Annotated in this window: 14 protein-coding genes and 1 pseudogene; 9 read left to right on the plus strand and 6 right to left on the minus strand. The window is 65.6% G+C overall.

Annotated features, from left to right (window positions below; all coding sequences use genetic code 11):
- Positions 1 to 32: 32 nt before the first annotated feature.
- From CY658_RS23070 to CY658_RS23085, 3 genes and pseudogenes are all read left to right on the plus strand, one after another.
- Positions 33 to 290: pseudogene (locus tag CY658_RS23070) on the plus strand (helix-turn-helix domain-containing protein); the annotation flags it as partial.
- A gap of 475 nt (positions 291 to 765) precedes the next feature.
- Positions 766 to 1647 carry a plasmid partitioning protein RepB C-terminal domain-containing protein gene (locus tag CY658_RS23080; RefSeq protein WP_101492423.1) on the plus strand — a complete coding sequence of 294 codons (882 nt, stop codon included), beginning with the start codon at positions 766 to 768 and terminating at the stop codon, positions 1645 to 1647.
- Positions 1648 to 1969: 322 nt separating this feature from the next.
- Positions 1970 to 2287: a toxin-antitoxin system YwqK family antitoxin gene (locus CY658_RS23085; RefSeq protein WP_101492424.1), complete on the plus strand. Its 318-nt coding sequence runs from the start codon at positions 1970 to 1972 to the stop codon at positions 2285 to 2287.
- A gap of 97 nt (positions 2288 to 2384) precedes the next feature.
- Here the strand turns inward: CY658_RS23085 and CY658_RS23090 are convergent, their stop codons facing one another.
- Positions 2385 to 4304: a putative Ig domain-containing protein gene (locus tag CY658_RS23090; protein ID WP_180839032.1), complete on the minus strand. Its 1920-nt coding sequence runs from the start codon at positions 4302 to 4304 to the stop codon at positions 2385 to 2387.
- An 807-nt stretch (positions 4305 to 5111) separates the two neighbouring features.
- On the opposite strand from CY658_RS23090, the gene CY658_RS23095 reads away from it, so the two are divergent.
- The 6 genes from CY658_RS23095 (at position 5112) to CY658_RS23120 (ending at position 12721) form a co-directional block, all read left to right on the plus strand.
- A complete protein-coding gene (locus CY658_RS23095) occupies positions 5112 to 6533 on the plus strand; it encodes an FAD-binding oxidoreductase (RefSeq protein WP_101492425.1) in 1422 nt (473 codons plus the stop codon).
- 73 nt (positions 6534 to 6606) lie between these two features.
- Positions 6607 to 7686: an ABC transporter substrate-binding protein gene (locus CY658_RS23100; RefSeq protein ID WP_101492426.1), complete on the plus strand. Its 1080-nt coding sequence runs from the start codon at positions 6607 to 6609 to the stop codon at positions 7684 to 7686.
- Between the two features lie 42 nt (positions 7687 to 7728).
- A complete protein-coding gene (locus CY658_RS23105; protein ID WP_101492427.1) occupies positions 7729 to 8814 on the plus strand; it encodes an ABC transporter ATP-binding protein in 1086 nt (361 codons plus the stop codon).
- A 4-nt stretch (positions 8815 to 8818) separates the two neighbouring features.
- A complete protein-coding gene (locus CY658_RS23110; RefSeq protein WP_101492428.1) occupies positions 8819 to 10597 on the plus strand; it encodes an ABC transporter permease subunit in 1779 nt (592 codons plus the stop codon).
- A gap of 42 nt (positions 10598 to 10639) precedes the next feature.
- Positions 10640 to 11542 carry a 4-hydroxy-tetrahydrodipicolinate synthase gene (gene dapA / locus CY658_RS23115; protein ID WP_101492429.1) on the plus strand — a complete coding sequence of 301 codons (903 nt, stop codon included), beginning with the start codon at positions 10640 to 10642 and terminating at the stop codon, positions 11540 to 11542.
- Positions 11543 to 11554: 12 nt separating this feature from the next.
- Positions 11555 to 12721, plus strand: a complete 1167-nt coding sequence (locus CY658_RS23120) for an alpha-hydroxy acid oxidase (RefSeq protein ID WP_101492430.1) — start codon at positions 11555 to 11557, stop codon at positions 12719 to 12721.
- Between the two features lie 48 nt (positions 12722 to 12769).
- On the opposite strand, the gene CY658_RS23125 is transcribed toward CY658_RS23120, so the two are convergent.
- The 5 genes from CY658_RS23125 to gcvA all read right to left on the minus strand — a co-directional run bounded on the left by CY658_RS23125 (position 12770) and on the right by gcvA (position 17867).
- Entirely contained in the window at positions 12770 to 13609 is an 840-nt protein-coding gene (locus CY658_RS23125; RefSeq protein ID WP_101492431.1) for an IclR family transcriptional regulator, read from the minus strand.
- A gap of 128 nt (positions 13610 to 13737) precedes the next feature.
- A complete protein-coding gene (locus tag CY658_RS23130; RefSeq protein WP_101492432.1) occupies positions 13738 to 14718 on the minus strand; it encodes a Bug family tripartite tricarboxylate transporter substrate binding protein in 981 nt (326 codons plus the stop codon).
- Positions 14719 to 14787: 69 nt separating this feature from the next.
- Positions 14788 to 16149, minus strand: a complete 1362-nt coding sequence (locus CY658_RS23135) for an MmgE/PrpD family protein (protein WP_101492433.1) — start codon at positions 16147 to 16149, stop codon at positions 14788 to 14790.
- Between the two features lie 23 nt (positions 16150 to 16172).
- Positions 16173 to 16871: an RraA family protein gene (locus CY658_RS23140; RefSeq protein ID WP_101492434.1), complete on the minus strand. Its 699-nt coding sequence runs from the start codon at positions 16869 to 16871 to the stop codon at positions 16173 to 16175.
- A 108-nt stretch (positions 16872 to 16979) separates the two neighbouring features.
- The gene (gene gcvA / locus CY658_RS23145) at positions 16980 to 17867 is read right to left on the minus strand and encodes a transcriptional regulator GcvA (protein WP_101492435.1); all 888 of its coding nucleotides are present in this window, start codon (positions 17865 to 17867) and stop codon (positions 16980 to 16982) included.
- Between the last annotated feature and the right edge of the window lie 42 nt (positions 17868 to 17909).

Genomic DNA, 17909 nt, shown 5'->3' on the forward strand with positions numbered 1-17909 from the left:
CATTTTTAAAGCAGGGGATCCTAGTCCTAGGAGTGATAGACGTGGCGACATTGAGTGTCATCAGACGCTGGGCCCTGCGCGAGCAGATGTCCATTCGCGAGATAGCCAGGCGTACAGGCCTGTCTCGCAACACCGTAAAGAAGTACCTGCGAGCCGGCGATGAAGAGCCGCGCTACGCCAAGCGGACGAGCTCAAGCAAGCTCGATCCCTATGCCGAGAAGCTCGCGACCTGGCTCGCGATCGAGGCAACCAAATCGCGCAAACAGCGGCGCAATCTGCGGCAGATCCACACACCCAACCTAAAAAGGAGAACACCAAGCACTTATCCACACCGTGAAGCCTTCAGGCTCACAAAGCGGGTGGGTCAGTATTCAATGGAAATCTCGGGTCAGAGATCGATGGAATCCAACAGATGGCCATGCAGGAGTCCTACGAGTCCGGCGAGCTGCGTGGCCCGCAATTGATGTATGCCAAGAAGCTCGTGGAGCGACGGCAGTTCCTGGGTCGCACAATCGCGCGAGCATCGCCGAGAAGTCGGCCTGACATAAGTAGTTTGAGCCTCGTTCGTGCGTACCAGAAGGAGGTCGAGCGGCAGCGCATGATGGTTCGCAAGTCTTCACTCGTTCAGCAAAGACTTTTTTTTATCCTTGGTGCGCTACGAAAAATGTTCATGGACGAGAATTTTCTGAACGTCCTCCGACTTGAAGGGCTGGACACCCTGCCGTCGTACCTAGCGGAGCGAGTCGCGCGTATGGGAGGGGCGCTGTGACGACCATTGCGCTTGGCTTCTTGCCAAAGCCGCTCATGATTTCGTCCGATGGGCTCCTTCCATCGACCAAGCTCGATCCCCGAATCACCTCATCCTACAAGTACCGACAGATACGCAACTCGATACTAGAAATCGGACTCATCGAGCCTCTCTCCGTATCTGCGGTGGACCGCAAGACCGGTCATCATCTAGTGCTCGACGGACACCTTCGACTGCATGCGATGAGAGAACTCGGCATCACAGAAATCCCCTGCCTGGTTGCGACGGACGACGAAACCTTCACCTATAACAATCGGCTGAATCGGGTGTCGACAATACAAGAGCATCTGATGATTCGGCGAGCCATGGACCGAGGGATTTCGGCGGCTAAGCTAGCGAAGGGGCTGTGCATCGATGTGAGTCTCCTGAAAAAGAAGAGCGGCTTGCTAGATGGCATCTGCGAGGAAGTTGTCGATATCTTGAAGGACCATGATTTCTCGACCGAGGTTGCCCCCGCCCTTCGGCGCATGAAGCTGACGCGTCAGGTGGAATGCGCGGAGTTGATGGTTGCGGCGAACAGCATAACGGCCAGCTACGCGCGGGCGTTACTCGCGGCCACGCCATCTGAAATGCTAGTAGCGGGAAAGAAACCGTTGCGTCAAGTCGCTCTATCGCAAGAGCAACTCGCGCGCATGGAAAATGAGATGTCGAATCTTCTGACTCAGTACAAGATTGCCGAGCAGTCCCATGGAGAGGACATGCTCAATCTAATGCTCGCCCGCGGATACATCGTGAAGCTGATGGACAACCCTCGGGTTATGCGCTACGTCCAGAGGAGCTTTCCGGAAATACTGGAGGAGTTTTCAAAAATAGTTGAGGTGACTTCAATTGAGACTTGAGGCAGCGCCATGGCCTAGATGCTTGGTTCGCTTCTCCCAATTCGTTTTCTGAGACGAACACTCAGGCAAGGCTGCCCGTAACGCCCGCATGGCGCCGAGTAACCAGCACTTCGGCCGAGCGGCAGGTGGTTGCGAAGAGCCGAATCCGGCCGATAGCGCCCGTCCGCACCGCTCCATCGAACGGCAGTAATCAGTCTGAAGCGAGCCTAACGGAAGGCACCTAGGCAGCGGGTGCCGACATCCCTCGGCCTTGCGCGAATGGATACTATCGGCCAACACCGGACCTTCCCGACCGCCCGCCAATTCCCGTCAATGCCTTAGCATGACCATCGAAGCTGACCTCAACATCGCCGAGATTCCCTACGAGTCAGGAGCCATCAAGTTCCGCTATGCGAGGGTGATGGCTCCCGACAAGACCCGATGGATTCGGCACGGCCTCTTCGTTGCTTACCACGAGCATGGCACGCTGGCGTCCGAAGGGCAGTATGTCGATGGCAAGGAGGACGGGCTTTGGCGCGACTTGCATCCGAACGGGCAGCCTGCGGCCGAGGGCCGCTACCGCGCGGGCCAGGAAGTCGGAGTCTGGCGATTCTGGAAGCCTGACGGAACCGAAGAGCCGAGCACAGACTACGGCGACTGACGGCCAAGACCGGACGGTCGACCTCTGCCCAAAAATCGCCAGATAACCGACGTTCGCAGGCCAGGAAAGCGGCCGTTCGCTTGTGACACGGCAAGGCCTAGGGCAGGAAGCGCTCCACCGCGTCGATTTCGCCCGAGCTGGAGAATCCGCCAACAACCAGGACGGAGCCATCGCTGAGCAAGACCGCGGAGGCGGCACTGCGCCCGGTGGACATCGAACTCGCCGGCGTCCAGACGTCGAAGTCGGGGTTGTAGATTTCTGCGGTGGCCAGACGAACGCCGCCACTGCCAGTACCGCCCGCGAGCAACACGCGGCCATCGGCCAGCGTCGTCATCGTCGGAAGGGAGCGCGTGCTGGAAAAAACGCTCGCCGTCCAGCCCGGCGTGGCGACGTCGAAGCGCATCGCGGTGCTGCTGCCATCGCCCATCGCAAGCACGTCGCCGTCCGCCAGCAGCACGGAGGTGTATACGTTGGCGGCGGGCACGGTGCCCGCAACAGGCGTGGTGGCACCGCTGTCGTTGACAGGGAACCGTTCGGCGGAGGTCACGAACCCGTTTCGGTTGATGCCGCCGATCACCAGCACTTCATTGCCGCCCGGCAGCAGCTGCGCGGCATGCTGAGCGCGTGGGGACGACAACGGCGTGGCCATGGAGGTCCAGGTGTTGAAAGCCGGGTCATACAGCTCGGCCGTCTGCGAAAAGGTCAAACTGGGAATCCGGCGGTAGCCACCGATGACGAGGACCTTGCCATTGGGCAGCAGTGTGCTTGTGGCCCGCGTGCGCGCCTCGGCCATGCTCGCGGCGAGCTGCCAGGTATCGGCGACCGGGTCGTAGATTTCGGCGGCCGCAATGGGGGAGATGCCCGCGCCGTCGCCGCCGGCGACCAGCACGCGTCCGTCGGGCAGCACGGTCGCCGATCCGTCGGAGCGAGGCGTCAACATGGGCGCGGCCGCGGTCCAGCTGTTGCCCGCCGGGTCGTAGACAAGGACCGACGCGGTCACGCCGGAGGCCGTGAACCCGCCGATGACCAGCGCCTTGCCGCTTTGCAGGCGCACGACCGGCGCGTAGTGACGTCCGGTCGGCAGAACCGCCTGCGAAACCCAGCTGCCACTTCCGGTGACCGCGATCTGCACCTGCGCCTGCGCCGAGCCCGCGCTGTTGCTGGCCGTGACCGTGTATGTCGTCAGCGGTTGGATGGCCGCCGGCGTGCCGGTGATCGCACCGGTCAGCGCGTTGAGGCTCAGGCCGCCGGGCAGCGCCGGCATCACCGAGAACGCCGAGGGCGTGCCGCCGATCACCAGCGCTGTGTTGGGAACGATGGCTTGCGCCGTGGCGTAGAGCGCGCGCGGCGTGGCATACGCCACGCTGGCAGGCGCCGCCAGCGCCGCCTGGACTGCCAGCTGCAGCGTGACCTCGGCCGATCCGGCCGCGTTGGTGCCGGTGACGGTGTAGGCCGCGTCCGCCGCGGCGGCGGTGGGTGTTCCGCTGATCACGCCGGTCTGCGGGTCGAGCAGCAGCCCCGCGGGCAAGGCCGGCGCGATGCTGTAGCCGGTGATCGGACCGCCGCTGCTGGCGGGCGCGTTGGCCGCGATGGCCTGGCCCACGGTGTAGATCGCGGCGCTTTCACGGTAGGTCAGCCCGGACGGCGCGGCCGGCGTGCTGCGCACCTCGATCTCCACGCGGGCCGTCGCGCTACCGCCGGCGTTCTCGGCGGTCACCACATGCACGGCGGATGCGGCAACGGCGGTGGGCGCTCCGCTGATGACGCCCGTGCCCGCGTCGAGCGCCAGGCCCGCCGGTAACGGCGGCGCCACGGCATAGCGCTCGACGGCGCCGCCGCTGGCGGTGGGCCGGTTCGGCACGATGGCCTGCCCGACCTCGTAGACCGCGGAGGTCATGGCATAGCTCAAGCCTGCGGGCGGCTGCGTGAGATTGAGCCCGAAGCCGGCGAAGCTCGCGCCGCCCGAGCCGCCGCCGCAGCCGGACAAGGCCACGAGGCAGCCCAGCCACAGGGCCATTAGCCAAAGCCAAACGGATTGAGCGCGGAGCAATCGCGCCCTTGCAGTAATGCTCCCCATGATCACCCTAGTTACATTTTGTAAGGCGGCGATCCTATGCAACACGCTACCGATGAGCAATACCCGAAAACAGGTAGATGGCCGGCATCTTGAGGTCTGCTTTCGAGAAGACGCTACGTCGGCTCAGGGCCCGAAGGCGACGGTCAGACGTCGTGACTGAAGGACAGCGCGCAGTCTGAAGCAGGCATCGACAACGATGGCGTACGACATCGTTTGCACGCACTGAGCCAGCGAGAACTCGAACGCTGAACCCCCTATCGCCGCTGGCTGTTCGGAGTGCAGTGTCTCGTGTTTCACGCCACCGGCTCTCCCGGGGCCGATCTGGCATGGCGGCGTGGACTGCCCATCTTCAGCACTGGACGAGACCCGTCAGTACTCAGCGGCCCGGCGCACGACCTCCAAGCTGAGTTCCACCATTCAAAGCAGCTGCCGCCCCATCCAGCTGCCAAAAAACGCCAGGGCAGCCATGCCATCTACCGCCACGTCGGCCGCGCGAAAAAGCACCTTGCCTGGCATTGAACCGCCGCGTCGGCGCGCCGCCCACAGAACGCCCGGGCACGAACGGCTCGCCCCCTCAGACCCCGCAGCATGAGTGCTAACCCCGATTCCATTTTCCGAAAGCCAAAATAATAATCGTATATCGATTAACAAGAGTGCATTGCGATTATTGGCCTGCTAGTTGCTTAGGCAAGGTCGAGGCGTCTTTGGGACGTCCTTCAATCCCTCAAACAGTGCAAAGGACCCGAAATGAAGCTCGTTGACGCGCTGATAGAACTGCTAGGCCGGGACGCCGTGCTCCAGGATGAAGCAGACACGGCAGGCTTCACGCAAGACTGGCGCGGACGCTATCGCGGGGCCGCCTCTTGCGTCGTGCTGCCGTCCTCGACCGCGCAGGTCGCCGACGTGGTGCGCTTGTGTGCACAGCACCGCACCGCCGTGCTGCCGCAAGGCGGCAACACCAGCCTGTGCGGCGGCGCCGTACCGGACGAGGCACAAGCCCTCCCGGTGATCGTGTCGCTCAACCGGATGCGCAAGGTGCGCGCGATCGACGCGGCCAACAACTCCATGGTCGTGGAAGCCGGCTGCGTGCTCGCCGCGGTCCAGCAAGCGGCCGTGGGGGTCCAGCGCCTCTACCCAATCAGCCTGGGCGCCGAGGGCTCCTGCCAGATCGGCGGCACCATCGCCACCAACGCCGGAGGCACGGGTGTGCTGCGCTGGGGCGGCACGCGCGACAACGTGCTCGGGCTGGAAGTCGTGCTTCCCGACGGCACCGTCTGGGACGGTCTGTACGCACTGCGCAAGAACAACACGGGGATCGACCTCAAGCACCTGTTCATCGGCGCGGAAGGCACGATGGGCATCATCACCGCCGCCGCTCTGAAGCTGCACCCGCTGCCGACAAGCCATGCGATGGCATGGTTCGCGCCGACCGATCCGCAAGCCACAGTCGACGTGCTGGGTCTGTTCCAGGCGCGCTGCGGCTCGCAGCTGTCGGCGTTCGAGATGATCGATGCGCACCAGCTGGACCTGGTGCTCGCCCATGTGCCGGGGCGTCGCAATCCGCTCACGTCACCGCACCCCTGGCATGTGCTGGTCGAGCTGGCCGACACCGGAGATTCGGCGGCGCTCGACCAGATGCTCCAGGACGTCCTCGAAGACGCCAGCGAGAAGGGACTGCTTGGCGATGCCGTGCTGGCCACGACCGAAGCACAGCGCGCGGCCCTGTGGGAAGTGCGGCACAGCGTGTCGGAAGCCAACAAAAAAGCCGGCATGGGCCTGACCACCGACTGCGCCGTGCCGGTGTCGGCGGTGCCGGCCTTCATTGCGCAGGCCACGGAGGCGGTGCGCGCCATCGTGCCTGACATGCCGGTCGCGGTGGTCGCTCACCTAGGGGACGGCAACGCGCATTTCATTCCCTTCTATTCGTTCGCGCAATGGAATGCCTTGCCCGACCAGGAAGCCGCGGCGCAGGCGATGCGCCACGCCGTCAACGACATCGCCCACGCCCTGGGCGGCACCTTCAGCGCCGAGCACGGCGTCGGCCGCACCCAGCTGGCGGAGATGCGCAGCTACAAGCCGGCCGTCGAGTTGCGGCTGATGCATGCGATCAAACGCGCCATCGACCCCGCGCACCTGTTCAACCCCGGCCGGCTGTTGCCGCCCGAGTGAATCTCTGTCCACGTCTGTTTCCGTCTCCCCTGCTCTTCTTCCTTCTTTCCATCACTCTCATCCTGGAGTTGTCATGAAAACCAATCACCCCTCCTCGCGCCGCGTGGTCCTGAAATCTGCTGCCGCCGGCCTCGTGGCCCTGGCAGCCCCCGCCATCTGGACGCCCGCGCGCGCGGCCAGCAAGCGCATCGTGGTGCGCGATGACGGCGGCATCTACACCAAAGCCTATGGGGCGGTGTTCTATCGCCCGTTCACCGAGAAGACCGGCATCGAGGTGGTGGCCGTGCAGGCCAACGCCGAGCCCACGGCCCAGATCCGCAGCATGGTGGAGACGAAGAACTACACCTGGGACATGGCAAAGATCAGCCAGCCCGCCATCCGTACCCTGACCAGCGGCAGCAAGATCTATCTGGAAAAGCACGGCCTGGAAGCCGACCCGATGGTCGCCACCATTCCGGCGCAGTACATGTCGCCCTACGGCGTGGGCAACAACGTCTACTCCACCGTGCTGGCCTACCGCACCGACAAGTTCAAGGGCCGCAAGGCGCCCTCCTCGTGGGCCGACTTCTGGAATGTGAAGGACTTCCCGGGCCGCCGCGGCCTGCGCAAGCACCCGTTCGACACCGTCGAAGAAGCGCTGATGGCCGATGGCGTGCCCAACACTCAGGTCTACCCGTGCAACCTGGACCGTGCCCTTGCCAGCCTCGACAAGGTCAAGTCGGCCGTCGACGTGTGGTGGACCTCCGGCGCGCAGGTCGAGCAGATGCTGGGCAACGGCGAGGTCGACATGGTGGCCACCTGGGTCTCGCGCGCGCAGTCGGCCATTGCCAGCGGCGCACCTGTCTCGATCGTCTGGAACCAGAACCTTTGGGGCTGCGACAGCTGGTCGATCCTGGCGGGTTCGCCCAACGCCGACGCCTGCCGCGAGTTCATCAAGTTCGCTTCCGACCCCAAGCGCATGGCCGCGCTCACCGAGTACTTTCCGGCCGGCATGACGCAGCCCGCCGCCTTCGGTTTCGTCAAGCCGGAACTGGCGAAGGGCTGCCCCACGCACCCGGACAACATCAAGAACGGCCTGCAGATCGACGCCCGCTACTGGCAGGAGAACCAGGCGCAGGTGCTGGAGAAGTTCAACGCCTGGATCCTCAAGTAAGCGCCGCCGCGCCTGCCTCTCTTTACCCGCCTGCTCCTGAACATGTCCAAGACCAGTCTGAAAATTTCCGGGCTTTCCAAGCGCTACGGCGATTTCGTTGCGCTCGCGCCGACGAACATCGATGTCGCCCAGGGCGAGTTCCTGACCCTGCTGGGCCCGTCGGGCTCCGGCAAGACCACCCTGCTGAGCCTCATCGCCGGCCTGGCCCAGCCCGATGAGGGCCGGATGTTCATCGACGGCGTCGATGCCACGCGCAGCGCGCCCTACGAGCGCGACATCGGCATGGTGTTCCAGAACTACGCGCTGTTTCCGCACATGACGGTGGAGGACAACATCGCCTTTCCGCTGCGCATGCGCAAGCAGGAGCAGGCCTCGATCGGCCGGCGCGTGGCCGAGGCGCTGGAGATGATCCGCCTGCCGCATGTCGCCAAGCGCTATCCGCGCGAGCTCTCCGGCGGCCAGCAGCAGCGCATCGCCCTGGCACGCTGCATGGTCTACCGGCCCTCGATCATCCTGATGGACGAGCCGCTGGGTGCGCTCGACAAGAAGCTGCGCGACCAGATGCAGCTGGAGATCAAGCGCATCCACCGCGAGCTGGGCACGACCATCGTCTACGTCACGCACGACCAGGAAGAAGCGATGACGATGTCAGACCGCATCTGCCTGATGAACGGCGGACGCATCGAGCAGCTGGGCACGCCCGCCGACCTGTACTTCCGCCCGCGCACGCTGTTCGTGGCGGACTTCCTCGGCGAATCGAACCTGCTGCCCGGCACCATCGCGCAGGTCGGCGCCGACGGCGTGCAGGTGGCCCTGAACGGCAGCGAAATGACGGCGCGCGGTGTCTCCAATGGCGCGGCGCTGGCGCAGGGCCATGCGGTGCGCGTGATGGTGCGTCCGCAGAACCTGAACGTCTCCTCGGCGGCGCCTGCACCCGGCCAGTTGTCCGGCCAGCTGCTGGACATCATGATCACCGGCAGCCTGACCAAGCTCTATCTGCAGGCCCCGCAGCAGGCGGAGCCGATCGTGGCGGCCTTCCCGACCTGCCAGTCCGCCGAGCGCTACGAAACCGGCCAGACGTTGTCGCTGCACTGGCATGTGAACGACGCCGTCGTGATCGCGGAGTGACGCCATGAACAACCGTGTGAAGGCACCCAGGTTCCGCCTGAGTGCATCGTGGCGGCAGGCCCTCATGGCCGCGCCGTTGGTGCTGCTGTTGCTGGCCCTGCTGGTCTATCCGGTCGGGCAATTGCTGCTGCTGAGCGTCCAGAACGACGAAGGCTTCAGCCTTGCGTCGTACCGGCAGCTGTTCGCCTCGTCGGTCTACATCAACGTGCTGTTGATCACGCTCAAGATCTCGCTGTGGACGACGCTGCTGTCCGTGGTGGCCGCCTATCCGGTGGCGTACCTCATCTCGGCATCGTCCCCGAAGCGCAAGGGAACACTGCTGTTCTGGGTGCTGCTGTCGTTCTGGACCAGCTTCCTGGTGCGCGCCTTCGCCTGGGTGGTGCTTCTGGGCCGCAACGGCGTGATCAACCAGTTGCTGGTTTCCATCGGCGTGATCGATGCGCCGGCGAACCTGCTCTACAGCGTGGGCAGTGTGCTGGTCGGCATGGTCCACGCCCTCATGCCGCTGGCGGTGCTCACCATGCTGTCGGTCATGGAGAACATCGACCGCAACCTGCCGCGCGCCGCCGCAACGCTGGGCGCGCCCCCGGGCACGGCGTTCTGGACCGTGTACTTTCCGCAGTCGCTGCCCGGGGTGGCGGCCGCGGCGATCATGGTGTTCGTGACCGCGATCGGATTCTTCATCGTGCCCGCGCTGCTCGGGGGACGCCAGGAGACCATGATCACGCAGATCATCATCGACCAGGTGCAGCAGACGATGAACTGGGGCTTTGCCGGTGCCATCTCGGTGCTGCTGCTGGTGGTAGTGCTGGCGGTGTTCGCGCTCTACGACAAGCTGCTCGGCCTGTCCAGCATGACGGGCAGCGCGCCAAGCCGCACGCGCCCCGCGGCCGACTCGGCCAGCACCCGCTGGATCAAGCGCCAGGGCAGCGAGCTGCTCATCGCGCTGGGCCGCGCCTGCGACCTTCTCATCAGCTGGCTGCCGCGCCGGCAGGCGCGTGCGGATGGGCCTTCGCGCGGCTGGAACCTGCTGGTCTGGGCCCTTCTGGTGTTCCTGAGCGTGCCGGCCTTCCTGATGATTCCGCTGTCCTTCAGCGGGGGCTCCGGCCTGGCATGGCCACCCAAGGGCTTCTCACTGCAGTGGTATCAGCAGATGTTCGATTCGCCGCTGTGGATGCAGTCCGTGGTGCGCTCGCTCACCGTGGCGCTGGGCGCGGGCTTCCTGTCGATGCTCATCGGCACGCCGGCCGCCCTGCTGCTGGTGCGCGGGCAGATGCGCGGCAAGTCGGCCATGCTGGCGTTCGTGCTGTCGCCGATCATCGTGCCGCGCATGATCATCGCCGTCGGCATGTTCTATTTCTTCGCGCGCGTCGGCCTGGTCGGCACCTGGATCGGTCTCGTGCTGGGTCACACGGTGGTGGCGGTTCCCTATGTCGTGATGACCATGATGGCCGTGCTGCGCAACTACGACACGCGGCTCGACCTGGCAGCGCAAAGCCTGGGCGCAGGCCCGCTGGCCACGCTGCGGCATGTGACCTTTCCGATCCTGGCGGCCGGTCTGCTGTCGTCATTCCTGTTCGCGTTCGCCACGTCCTTCGACGAACTGACGATCTCGCTGTTCGCCTCCGGGGGCCTGAACTCGACATTGCCCAAGCAATTCTGGGACGAAGTCACGCTGCAGTTGTCACCCGTCATCGCGGCGGTCTCGACCTGCCTGTTTGTCTTCATCGCAGCGCTGATCTGGGTCGCCGACCGGCTGCGCCGCGCCAGCCTGGCGCGCTGATCGGTCCCCTCTTCCTTTCATTTCACTTCAAAGAAATTTCCCATGAGCTTCATCGACGCATCCAAGCTGCGGGGCATCATTCCCGCCATCCCCACCCCCGTCAACGCGGACGACACGATCAACGAGCACGCCACCAAGGCGCTGCTGGCCTATCTGCTCGAGCAGGGCATCGACGGCGTGCTGCCGCTGGGCGGCACCGGGGAGTACGGCGCACTGGCGCGCGCCGAGCGCGTCAAGATGGCACGCCTGACGGTCGAGGCCGTGGCCGGCAAGGTGCCGGTGATCCCCGGCGTGCTCGACCCCGGCTTCCACGACGCGATGGATGCCGGCAAGGCCTTTGCCGATGTCGGCGCGGATGCGCTGCTGGTGCTGACGCCCTACTACACCAACCCCACGCAGGCCGGCATCCGCGATTACTTCCTGCGCTATGCCGACAGCTCGCCCGTGCCGATCATGATCTACGAGATTCCCTACCGCACCCGCATTGCGATTGCACCGGAAATCCTGCACGAGCTCTCGCGCCACGAACGCATCATCGGCATGAAGGCGTGCAACACCGACATGTACCACTTCCTGCGCACCATCGCGGGCGTCGACGACTCCTTTGCGGTGCTCAGCGGCGAAGACACGCTGTTCCCCCTGCACGTGGCCGCAGGCGCCCGCGGCGGCATCGTCGTGACCGCCAGTCTGCTGCCGCGCGCGTGGCGCGCCATCTACGATGCCGCGCGCGAGGGCCGTACCGATGAGGCGTTGTCCCTGCACCGCGACCTGATGCCGCTGATGAACCTGGCCTTCGCCGAGACCAACCCGGGGCCGATGAAGTCCGTCATGGACCTGATCGGCGTGAACGCCCCCGAGATGCTTGCGCCCCTGGTGCCGCCCGCACCCGAGCTGCAGCAGGCCATGCGCGCAGAGTTGTCACGGCAACTGGCGATGGCGCGCTGATCCGCAGCGGCCATGGCGGCACTCGCTGCGGTACAGGACTACCGCGTGCTGGCGCGCAAGCGCCTCACGCGCATCGCCAGTGACTACCTGGAAGGTGGCGCGGAAGATCTGCGCACCCTGACGCGCAACCGCCTTGCGTACGACGCGCTGCTGTTCAAGCCGCGCGTGCTCACCGAGGTCAGCACCGTGGACGCGGGCGTCGACGTGCTCGATCAGCATCTGGCGATGCCCGCGGTGGTGGGCCCCACGGGCCTGAACGGCTTGTACTACCCGCGCGCCGAGGAGGCGCTGGCCGTCGCGGCACACCGCGCCGGCTTGCCGTTCGTGCTGTCCACGGCCTCCACTTCGCTGCTGGAAGACGTGCGCCGCGCCAGCGACGGCGAGCTCTGGCTGCAGCTGTATGTGCAGCGTGACCGCAGCATCGCCCAACGCATGATGGCGCGCGCGCGTGGCGCCGGCTACACCGTGCTGATGCTCACCGTCGACACGCCCGTGCACGGCGTGCGCGACCACGACATCCGCAACGGCTTCAAGATGCCGCTGCGCATCACACCGCGGCTGATGGCCGATGTCATGACCCATCCGCGCTGGTGCGTGCGCATGCTGCGCCAGGGTGGCTCACCGCAGCTGGTGAACCTGGCGCGAAGCACGGGCATGACGGCCAACCTGGCCGCGCAAGCCGCCGCGATGAGCCGCCAGATGGACATGTCGCTGGGCTGGCAGGACATCGACTGGTTGCGTGCGCACTGGCCGGGTCGCCTGCTGGTGAAGGGCATTCTCTCGGTGGACGATGCACTGCAGGCACGCGCCGTGGGCGTGGACGGCATCGTGCTTTCCAACCACGGCGGTCGTCAGCTGGAAAGCGCGCCCAGTCCCCTCGAGCTGCTGCCGGCCGTAACGGAAGCCGTGGGTTCGGCATTGACGGTCATGATGGATGGCGGCATCCGGCGCGGCAGCGACATCGTCAAGGCACGCGCGCTGGGCGCACAGGCCGTCCTGCTCGGACGCGCGCCGCTGTACGGTCTGGCCGCGCGAGGTCCGCGCGGCGTGACCGAAGTGCTGCAGATCCTGCGCAACGAATGCGAGACGACCCTTCGCCTGCTCGGGTGCCCCCGTGCGGCGGAACTGACACCTTCGGTCTTTCAGCCCGGATGGGAAGAACGCCTGAGAACGCTCTGAGGCCTGCATGCCGCAATCGCCGGCATGCCCGCAGCGCGTCGCTGACGGCTACTCGCCGTAGCCCGCGAACTTGGCCTTGGAGATGGAGGTGGCGGCCACCTGCACGTGCTGTGCAAGCTGCGCTTCCACCTGCTCGGTGGTCCAGCGTGTCGTCGGCACGGCGATGTTGACCGCAGCCACGGCCACGCCGCGATGGTCGGTGATGGCCGCGGCGATGGAGATGTCCCCCATCACCGTCTCGTTGGTGATCACGGCATAGCCGCGCTCGGCCGCACGTTCGATGCGCGCAAGGAGCTCGTCCATGCGCGTCTCGGTGTAGGGCGTGATCGCCGTCAGCCGCGAGCGCTGCAAGACTTCGACGCGCTGCGACGGCTCCATGCGCGCCAGGATAGAGGTGCCCGAGGCGGTGCAGAAGGCAGGCAGCCGGCTGCCCACCGCGATGTCGACATTGACCAGGTGCTTGCCGGGAAAGCGCGCCACGAACACGATCTCGGTGTCGTCGAGTTCCTGCAGGTTGGTGGTCTCTCCGAGCGTGCGGCTGATGTCCAACAGATACGGCGAGGCCTTGTCGACCAGGGCGTTGGCACGCAGGTAGTTGTAGGACAGCTGCAGCACCTTGGACGTCAGTCCATATTGGCGCGTGTCGGGAATGCGGCGCAGGTAGCCGATCTTCTCCAGCGTGTAGACCAGGCGCTGCGTCGCGCTGCGGTCGAGGTTCGACGCGCGCGCAATGTCTGCGATGGTCAGATGGCCACGCGTTCCATTGAATGCATCCAGGACATGAAAGGCCTTTTCCGTCGAGCCGATGAACAGCGACGAATGGCCGTGACGCCTGGTTTGCTGGGGTTCCGAGGGAGTTTCGGGAGATGGATCCGACGGACTGGGCATCTGCGCGGAAGAGCTGAAGTGGAAGAAGCGCCCCGTGGGGCCCTGCGCCGTTGTTGCAACGGCGAGCCTGCCCAGTTTACCGCGTGCGCGACGCGCGAACGCACCTCAGCCGCCCGCGTCGACTCATCTCATTGCAGTGTGATGCCGGTCTCGCCGAGCACTTTCGCCCACGTCGCCATCTCGCTGCCGATCTTCTTGCGTGCCTCGGCAGGGCTTTGCGTGACCACCTCGATGCCCAGGGCCTCGAACCGCTGATGCACCTGCGCATCTCTCAGCGCGGTGTTGAGGTCTGCATTGAGCTGATCCACCACCGCCTTCGAGGTGCCGCGCGGCGCAGAGATGCCGAAGATGGAAACGACATCGTTGGTCAATTTGACGCCGCTCTCGCGCAGGGTCGGCACATCGGGCATCGCAGGGCTTCGCACCGGCCCTGCGATGGCCAGCACCTTGATGCGGCCGCCCTTGAGGTTGTTGATGGCCGTCGACGTGTTGACGAACATAGCTTGGATCTGGCCGCCGATCAGGTCGGTCAGGGCCGGCGTCGATCCCTTGTAAGGCACCGCGAGCAGATCGATGCCCGCGGCGCGCTTGAGCATCTCGCCTGCGACGTGCTCCAGCGAACCGTTGCCCGTGGTCGCATACGAATAGCCGCCAGGGTTCTTCTTCGCCGCTTGAATGAACTCCTGCAGCGTCTTCACGGGCAGCAAAGACGGCACGACGATCACGTTCGGCAGGTTGCCCACGATGGCCACGTGCTCGAAATCCTTCATCAGGTCGTAGCCGGCGCTGCTGCCCATGAGGTTGGCATTGATGGCATAGGTGGTCAGCGCGGACATCAGCACCGTGCGGCCATCAGCCGGCGAGCGCGCCACGTACTGGGCGCCGATGTTCCCGGAAAATCCGGGCCGGTTGTCGATGATGACGCCATGGCCACGCAGCGCGGAGAGCTTCTGGGCCAGCGCGCGTGCCATGGCATCGAGCGAGCCCCCCGCGGGATAGCCCACCACGATCGTCATGTCCCTGGACCCTTGGCTGTGGGCGAGCTGGCTCGAGGCCAGCAAGGGCAACGCGGCACAGGCGAGCAGGCGGCGGCGTGAAATGGTGGGCATGACGGGTAACTCCGGAAAAATCGATGTGATGAATGAATGAATGAATGAATGAATGAACGAACGCGGCGGTCAGTGCGCGGCAGCCAGCAGACGGCCCAGTGTTCGCGCATCGGGAAACGGTGTGCCGCGCAGTGCGCTGTGCAGGTCGGCAGCCGCTGCGCTGTCCATCGCCAAGTTCGCGCAGGCCATGAATTTGTCGCGGTGCTCGGCACCGCTCAGAGGCAGCGATGGATGGCCTCGCGGCTTGGCGCGGCGCTCATGGAACACCGTCTGGCCATCCACTTCGATGTGAAACTCGGCGAAGTCGCCGTTGCCCGCGGGGAAGTCGATGCCGGGTGCGACTTCGATGCGCTGCGCCAAGGCACGCACGTCGGGGCGCTCCAGCGCTGCATCTTCGAAATCGGGCAGCCCCTGCGTCCCGCAGAGCAACGCCACGGCCACGCAGTATTCGACATGGAACTTGGCGTCCATCCCCGACGTCGGCCAGGCCGTCTTGCGCGCAGCGACCAGCCGCGTGCTGATGCCACAACGGATGCGGCTGACACCGAGCAGTTCGGGCAGGCGATGGGCACGCGCCTCGATCGCCATGTCGACCAGCGCGTGCATCAAGGAGCAGGTCGGGTATTGCTTGTAGACGATGCCGGGGGACGTCAGCTCGAACGGCTGGCCCAGCGCTGCCACGGCGCGATCCGGTCGCGCGTCGCCGCCACAAAAGAGTGCAAGAAATCCTTCATGGCCCTCCAGCGCCTGGGCACTGGCGGTGACACCGGCCTCGGCCAGGCGCGCGGCCAGCACGCCGTTGTGGGCAGCCAGCCCCGCGTGCAGCGGTTTGGTCATAGAGCCGAAGTTCACCCGCAGGCCTCCCGCCATCGACGCCGCAATGCCCAGCGCGTGCACCGTGCGCAACTCGTCGAGCCCCAGCAACTTCGCGCAGGATGCAGCGGCTCCCACGGCGCCCAGCGTGCAGGTGGTGTGCCACCCCAATTGCGAATGGCGGTCGTTGACGGCGAGACCGAGTTTGGCCGCGACTTCCACGCCCACCACGTAGGCCTCGATGAGCGCGTCACCCGTGGCCCCGATTTCCTCGCCCAACGCAAGCACGGCCGGCACGATCGGCGCCGAGGGGTGTCCGCGCATGGATTCGTTGGTGTCGTCGATCGCATGCGCATGCGCCGCGCAGCCGTTGATGAGAGCGGCGTCGCGCGCCGACGCACGCCGCGGCTGCGCCCAGAGGGTGCAGGGTCCGGCGTCTGCATCGGCCAGCCTGGCCGCCTGAATGGCGACAGGCTCGCGGGCACCGGCGAGCGCGCCGCCGAGGCAGTCGGCGATCGCACGTTGCGCTTCGGTGTGCACCGCGGCGGGCATGCGCTCGAACGTTGCAGCCCGCACAAAGGCCGCGAAGGCGCGCGTGAGGCCTTGCGGTTCCCCCACGTCACATGCGGAAGATTCGGCGCTCACGCTGCATCAACCCGCGGTTGCCAGTCGGCCACGTGGGCCTCCATCTCGTCGAGGAAGCCGTGGATGCCATGACCACCGGATGGCGCACTCAGCGCAGCGCACACCGCGTCGATGCTGTGGCGCGGGACGACCACGACACCTTCGACACTCGCGCAGACGATGTCGCCCGGGCTGATGATCACGCCGCCGCACGCGACCGGCACATTGAGTTCGGCGGGGCCGAGCTTCGGTCCCGAATGGGGAGAGACACCGAGTCCATAGATCGGGATGCCGGCATCTTGGGCTTCGGCCATGTCGCGCCAGGCGCCGTTGACCAGAAGGCCGGCCATGCCGTAGTCGTCGCGCGCCACCTTGAGCAGTTCGAAGCCCCCCATGCACCAGCGCGTGAAGGCCTGGCCATCCACGACGAGCACGTCGCCCGGCTGAATGCGGCGGATCGCGGCCATGACGCCGAGGTTGTCGCCCGGGGGGCACTTGACGGTGAACGCCGGGCCCACCATCGGGATCGCGGGCAGCACCAGGGGCCGCACCTCGGGCGCACAGGTGTACATGCGTCCCACCAGGTCGCTGAGGCGGGTGACGTCGGCCGCGCGCAGTTGTGCCACGCGGGCGGCATCGGGCGGCGCGGTGTGCGGCTGAATCAGGAACGGCGGAACGGGCCGCTTCCAGCGGCGATCGGGGGGCGTAGCGGACATGGTGGCTTCAGGATCAAAGTGCAGATTTGCTGCGGATCTTTGCCATTGTCCGAAGCTCTCTTCTATCTCGAAAGCGACGATTACTGATGAATTGATGAGGCCATCTCATCAACTTGCGATCGCTGTCAGCAGCCATTCGCGGCAGGCGACCACCGCCGGCACATCGCGGCGCGCCTCGGGACACACGAAGTGATAACCACGCGAGCTCGGCAATCCGAAGCGGGACAGCTGCACGATCCGGCCCTGTGCGATGTCGCTCGCAACGAGAAAGCGCGGCAACAGTGCAGCCCCCATGTCGGCCAGCACCGCTTCCAGGATCATGTTGAAGCTGTCGAAGCGCGGTCCGCGAAAGGCGTTCGGCGGCTCCACATCCACATGCCGGAACCAGTCCTGCCAGGCGGAAGGCCGCGTGAACTGCTGCAGCAGCGTGGCCCGACCCAGATCGGCCGGCGTGCGCAGTTTCAGCGCCTGCCGGTAGGTCCGGCTGCAGACCGGGATCATGTCCTCGTCCATGAGCAGCGTGGCGACCGCGCCGGGCCAGGCGGGCTCACCATAGTGAATGGCGGCGTCGAAAGGCTCTTTCGCGAAATCGAAGGGCGCGCTGCGCGACACCAGGTTCACATTGACCTCGGGATGCTTCGCCAGGAAGGTGGGCAACCGCGGGATCAGCCACTTGACGGCAAAGGTCGGCACCGAGGCCAGGTTCAGGATTTCCTTGTCACCTGTGGCCATGGCCTGGTTGGTGACCTCCCCCAGGTCCTTCAAAATGCGCCTGACCTCTTCCAGGTAGCGTGCACCCGCGCCCGTCAGCAGCACGCGCTGGCGCACGCGTGCAAACAAGGCCACGCCCAGGCTCTCCTCGAGCTGTCGCACCTGCTGGCTCACCGCCCCCTGCGTCAGGTGCAATTCGTCGGCCGCACGCCGGAAGTTCAGATGTCGCGCAGCCGATTCGAATGCCGTCAGGGCGGTGATGGAAGGGAGTCGCGCACGCTTCATGGGATGCATTGTCTGCCGCTGCGGCGCGCCCGCCATACCGCT

It is taken from the genome of Variovorax sp. RO1 (assembly GCF_002849325.1).
Taxonomy (GTDB): Bacteria; Pseudomonadota; Gammaproteobacteria; order Burkholderiales; family Burkholderiaceae_C; genus Variovorax.